This is a genomic window from uncultured Nostoc sp., from assembly GCF_964245575.1.
Lineage (GTDB): Bacteria > Cyanobacteriota > Cyanobacteriia > Cyanobacteriales > Nostocaceae > Nostoc.
On sequence record NZ_CAXTNP010000427.1, the window covers coordinates 1 to 4,619 of the forward strand.

At 44.4% G+C, this 4,619-nt stretch carries 6 protein-coding genes, 1 tRNA gene and 1 pseudogene; 7 read left to right on the forward strand and 1 reads right to left on the reverse strand.

What is annotated here, in order from left to right; translation table 11 throughout:
* The 5 genes and pseudogenes from ACFFAP_RS36105 to ACFFAP_RS36125 form a co-directional block, all read left to right on the forward strand.
* Window positions 1-883, forward strand: a pseudogene (locus ACFFAP_RS36105) (ribosome assembly protein 4); the annotation flags it as partial.
* 191 nt (window positions 884-1,074) lie between these two features.
* Complete coding sequence (locus ACFFAP_RS36110; protein ID WP_375515715.1) at window positions 1,075-1,350, forward strand: hypothetical protein; 276 nt, start codon at window positions 1,075-1,077, stop codon at window positions 1,348-1,350.
* A gap of 44 nt (window positions 1,351-1,394) precedes the next feature.
* Complete coding sequence (locus tag ACFFAP_RS36115) at window positions 1,395-2,138, forward strand: alpha/beta fold hydrolase (protein WP_375515716.1); 744 nt, start codon at window positions 1,395-1,397, stop codon at window positions 2,136-2,138.
* Window positions 2,139-2,251: 113 nt separating this feature from the next.
* The gene (locus tag ACFFAP_RS36120; protein WP_375515717.1) at window positions 2,252-2,446 is read left to right on the forward strand and encodes a DUF433 domain-containing protein; all 195 of its coding nucleotides are present in this window, start codon (window positions 2,252-2,254) and stop codon (window positions 2,444-2,446) included.
* Window positions 2,447-2,497: 51 nt separating this feature from the next.
* Window positions 2,498-2,854, forward strand: coding sequence for a DUF5615 family PIN-like protein (locus ACFFAP_RS36125; protein WP_375515718.1), 357 nt, complete (start codon window positions 2,498-2,500; stop codon window positions 2,852-2,854).
* 70 nt (window positions 2,855-2,924) lie between these two features.
* Here the strand turns inward: ACFFAP_RS36125 and ACFFAP_RS36130 are convergent.
* Window positions 2,925-2,997 (reverse strand) — tRNA-Val (locus tag ACFFAP_RS36130).
* A 143-nt stretch (window positions 2,998-3,140) separates the two neighbouring features.
* Here ACFFAP_RS36130 and ACFFAP_RS36135 point away from each other — a divergent pair.
* Window positions 3,141-3,731 (forward strand): metal-binding protein, encoded by a 591-nt coding sequence (locus ACFFAP_RS36135; RefSeq protein WP_375515719.1) that lies wholly within the window; start codon window positions 3,141-3,143, stop codon window positions 3,729-3,731.
* A gap of 50 nt (window positions 3,732-3,781) precedes the next feature.
* On the forward strand, window positions 3,782-4,600 hold the full coding sequence (gene mazG / locus ACFFAP_RS36140) for a nucleoside triphosphate pyrophosphohydrolase (RefSeq protein ID WP_375515720.1): 819 nt from the start codon (window positions 3,782-3,784) through the stop codon (window positions 4,598-4,600).
* Window positions 4,601-4,619 lie beyond the last annotated feature (19 nt).

Sequence of the window (4,619 nt, forward strand, 5' to 3'; positions counted from 1 at the left end):
GGTCAATAGCGTCGGATTCAGCCCCGATGGCAAGACACTGGCTTCTGGCAGTTTTGACAACACGATCAAACTCTGGGATGTCAGCACTGGCAAAGCGATCAAAACCCTGACTGGGTATAGCAGTACGGTCATTAGCGTCGGATTCAGCCCCGATGGCAAGACACTGGCTTCTGGCAGTGATGACAAGACTGTGATTTTATGGGATTTGGATTTAAATGGTTTATTGCTCAGTGGTTGCAACTTGCTGAATAATTACTTCACTGCCCATCCAGAAGTGTTAGAAGAATTGCAATCATGCCAAACTCCATCGCGGAAGGCGCTGGGGGCGACAGTGTTAGTCATCCAAGGTGAGAAGTTGGCGCGAAATGATGATATTAATGGCGCTGTTGAAAAGTTCCGCCAAGCACAGCAGTGGGATAATAAATTAAATTTTGATTTCCAAGCGAGAGCGAAAGAGTTTGTCAACAAAGGCAAGGCTGAACGCTCAGTTTATGAAGGAAATAGCCGCTTAGAAGAGAAAAAGTTTAAGGAAGCGCTAACAGCTTACACCGAAGCTCTCAAGCTCGATTCAAAAGTCGAAATTCCTATAAGTTCTTGGGATGAACTATGCCGCCAAGGTAGTCTGCAAAAACAAGCTGCTTATGTGTTACCAGTCTGTGAAAAAGCTGTTGCACTTGCACCTGAAGATGGCAACATTCGTGATAGTCGTGGCTTGGCTAGGGCGCTGACAGGCGACACCCAAGGGGCAATTGAGGACTTTGAAGCATACATCGCCCAGACTGAAGATAAAAATAGTAAAGCACGACGGCAGCGCTGGGTGAAAGATTTACGGGCGGGGAAGAATCCGTTTACAGATGCAGAGCTTAAGAAGTTACAGAATTAGTGAGACATTGTGCAAAAAAATGAAGTTATCTCACTTTATAAAAGTATGTCTATGACCTCACTTCCATTCCTCTCCCCTAAGAGGGGAGAGGCTTTGAATCTTACTCCCCAACGCTAGTAGGGAAGGGGTTGGGGGTTAGGTCTCTATTGAACTCAACCCAGAAGCGCTATAGATAATCACAAGGTGGAAGAATGCTATATAGCGATTTTAGTCTCGCTAAGGTGAAAAAGAGTTTGGACTTAACACTCGATGAAACTCGTAATTTATTTGCTGATACAAAACCTGTTACACCATCAAAAACTCTCAAAACGATTTTAATTGATTACATCCCTTTAGCAACTGCGATCTTCACCAAAAAAGCTAGATCAGAGTTTTTAATTGCACCAATTCTTGCAGAGGTCAGACGATTATTAAATAATAAAATCTCCCTGGTTTCTAGAAATGAATTTAATTTTGTTGAAAAATAATATAAATTAGGAAACTCGTCCACCATTACCACTATTCAATTGATATGAGTTTATATTGTCTAGTTCACGGTGCTTTCCAAGCCACCTGGTGTTGGGATTTGCTAATTCCCTACTTAGAAGCACAGGGTCACAAAACTGTAGCAATGGATTTACCAATTGAAAATGCATCTGCTACTTTGTCTCAATTTGCAGATGTAGTAATTCAAGCGCTGCCAAAAACTGATGATGATATTGTCCTAGTCGGTCACTCAATGGCTGGTACTATAATTCCCCTAGTTGCAGAAGCGGTAAAAGTGCGTCAACTAGTGTTTGTGGCTGCACTCCTCCCCTATCCTGGAATCAGTACACTGGATCAATTTTCTCATCGTCTTGATTCTGATACACTCAAATCATTTAATTACCAACCAAAAGACCCAAGTAAACTCGAACAGTTTCACGATGAACCTGATATGTATGAACCAGCTTCCGTAGGCAAAGATTATTCAGACGAAGCAGTATTAAGGGATTTTTTCTTTCATGATTGTCAACCAGATGTAACACAGTGGGCAATCTCGAAAAGTCGTTCGCAACAATCTATGGCATATATATTTGAAACGAATCCTCTAAAAGCATTGCCAAATGTTGAGCGTAAATATATTGTTTGTACCAATGACCGCATAATATCTCCTACATGGTCACGCTACGCTGCACGCAAGCGCTTAGGAGTCGATGCCATTGAACTACCTTCTGGACATTGCCCACATCTGTCTCATCCTGAACTTCTTGCCTCAGTATTAACTAGTGATTAATTGTTTGAGCAATCCAAAATATTTTGCCCAAGCGGAATATCTTAATGGTGCGTTGGCGCAGCCCGCCGTAGGCATCGCCCATAATAAATGAAGCCCCATAAAGGTAAACTCGTATGGATTGGAGAACTTATATTCATTCAGACCCGAAAATTCTCCTTGGAAAGCCTGTCATCAAAGGAACGCGGTTATCCGTGGAATTCATATTGGGGTTGTTTGCCGAAGGTTGGACAGAACAACAAGTAACAGAAAGCTATCCAACTCTCAGCCCTCCTGCAATCCAAGCTGTGTTCGCATTTGCGGCGGAGTAGTCTCAAAGAAGATGTATTCTACACATCGTTGCTATCTACTGAGGCCAGGTAATGCGGTTTCTGGCGAATGAAAACTTCCCATTGCCCAGTGTGCGGCTGCTACGGCAAACAGGCTATGATGTCGCTTCCGTGACAGAGGATTCTCCAGGTATTAAAGATACAGAGGTTTTGACTCGTGCGGCTAATGAGCAACGGGTGATTTTAAAGTTTGATCGCGACTACGGCGAACTCATCTATCGCTTAAAATTACCATCACCAACAGGTGTGATTTATCTGCGGTTTCGCCCCCATACTCCTGAGGAGCCAGCCACACTGTTGTTAAATTTACTAGAGATAGAAGGATTGCAATTTGAGGAGCGGTTCACAGTATTAGAGCGCGATCAGATTCGCCAGCGTCCTCTGCCGTAGTTAGAGAATACCACAAATTCAAAAAGGCTAGAAACCGCATCTAAGCTGTCTCTAGCCTTAATTTACTTAATGGGCAGTACCAGACTCGAACTGATGACATCCTGCTTGTAAGGCAGGCGCTCTACCAACTGAGCTAACCGCCCTTTTTACCAATCCTTAACTAATATAGCAAAACATTTCACGTTGCGCTAGTAGTTTTGGGAAAATCTTTTTTTCTCTTATACTGACTCAGTATTCAGTTACTCAGCACTGGCTCAACGCCCCGCTATCGCTAACAGGATTTAAGATGCCCTCTGGTCGGATGCACGATCGCATTACTATGTATGCTCTGCCCTTCGTGGCGGGCGTTACTTTCTGGCAAACTCGCAGTAGCAATGCAACTTTGTTAGTTGCAGGCGGGTTTCTCTTTGGCGGGCTGATGTTTGGCCCCGATTTGGATATTTACTCTGTGCAATTTCAACGCTGGGGTTTCTTGCGCTGGATTTGGCTACCTTATCAAAAAAGTCTCCGTCATCGTTCTTTTTTATCCCACGGGCCGATTATTGGCACGATTCTACGGATACTTTATCTGGGGTGTTTGCTTGCTATTTTGGCAATTTTCGTTTTGGCAGTTGCCGAAAGGTTCTGGAATCTAAGCTTTACTTGGCAAGATTTGGGTGGAACTATAGGGCGATCGCTCGTGCAATACGATACTGAATATATCGCCCTGTTTTTGGGGTTAGAACTCGGTGCGATGAGTCATTCTCTGTCTGATTGGGGCGGTTCGGCATACAAGCGCTTTCAAAAACAGGGTATTCGTGGGTTGCTTCCTAGTGGCAAAATTAAGAAGCGGAAAGTGACGAGGAGTGGTAATCGTCGGCCGAAGACTAAGAAATAATTGTTTAAACGCTTTAGATAGCTGAGGGAAGCGCAGAGGTACGCAGAGGTATGGAAAATCAAAATGAGACTTTGGCGGCGTTGCAGGAATTGATTGAGGTAGTGGCGAAGTTGCGATCGCCTGATGGTGGTTGTCCTTGGGATTTGGCTCAAACTGCCGAAACCCTCACACCCTATGTGATTGAGGAAGCTTATGAGGTGGTGGATGCGATTAAGAGTGGGGATAAGAGTGCGATCGCGGAGGAGTTAGGAGATTTATTATTACAGGTAGTATTGCAAGCCCAAATCGCTAGCGAATCTGGGCAATTTTCCCTCAAAGAAATAACTCAGGGGATTTCCCAAAAGTTGATTCGCCGTCATCCCCATGTGTTTGGTGATGTGTCGGTGGTAAGTGTGGATGAGGTGCGGCAAAATTGGGAACAGATTAAAGCTGCGGAGAAAGGCGAAGCATCTCCAGAGACGCAAAAACTTAGTGCTAAACTCGGTCGTTATGGGCGCACCCTTCCCCCACTGACGGCGGCGATGAAGATTTCCCAAAAGGCTGCGGCGATCGGGTTTGAATGGGAAAATATTCAGGGCGTTTGGGATAAGTTTCATGAAGAGTTAGGAGAGTTTCAGCAGGCTTTAGCTGAAGAAACACCCGAACGACAACAAGCAGAATTAGGCGATTTACTGTTTGCGGTGATTCAGCTAGCCCGTTGGCATAATCTTGACCCCAGCGCTGCTTTGCAAGGCACAAATCAACGATTTGTCCAGCGATTAGAAAAAATGGAGGCAGTTGTTGACCGTCCCCTTTCTGATTACACTTTGGATGAGTTAGAAAACTTGTGGCAACAGGCAAAAGCTCAACTTGCTCAAGAAGGGTATTAGTCATTAGTCATTAGTCATT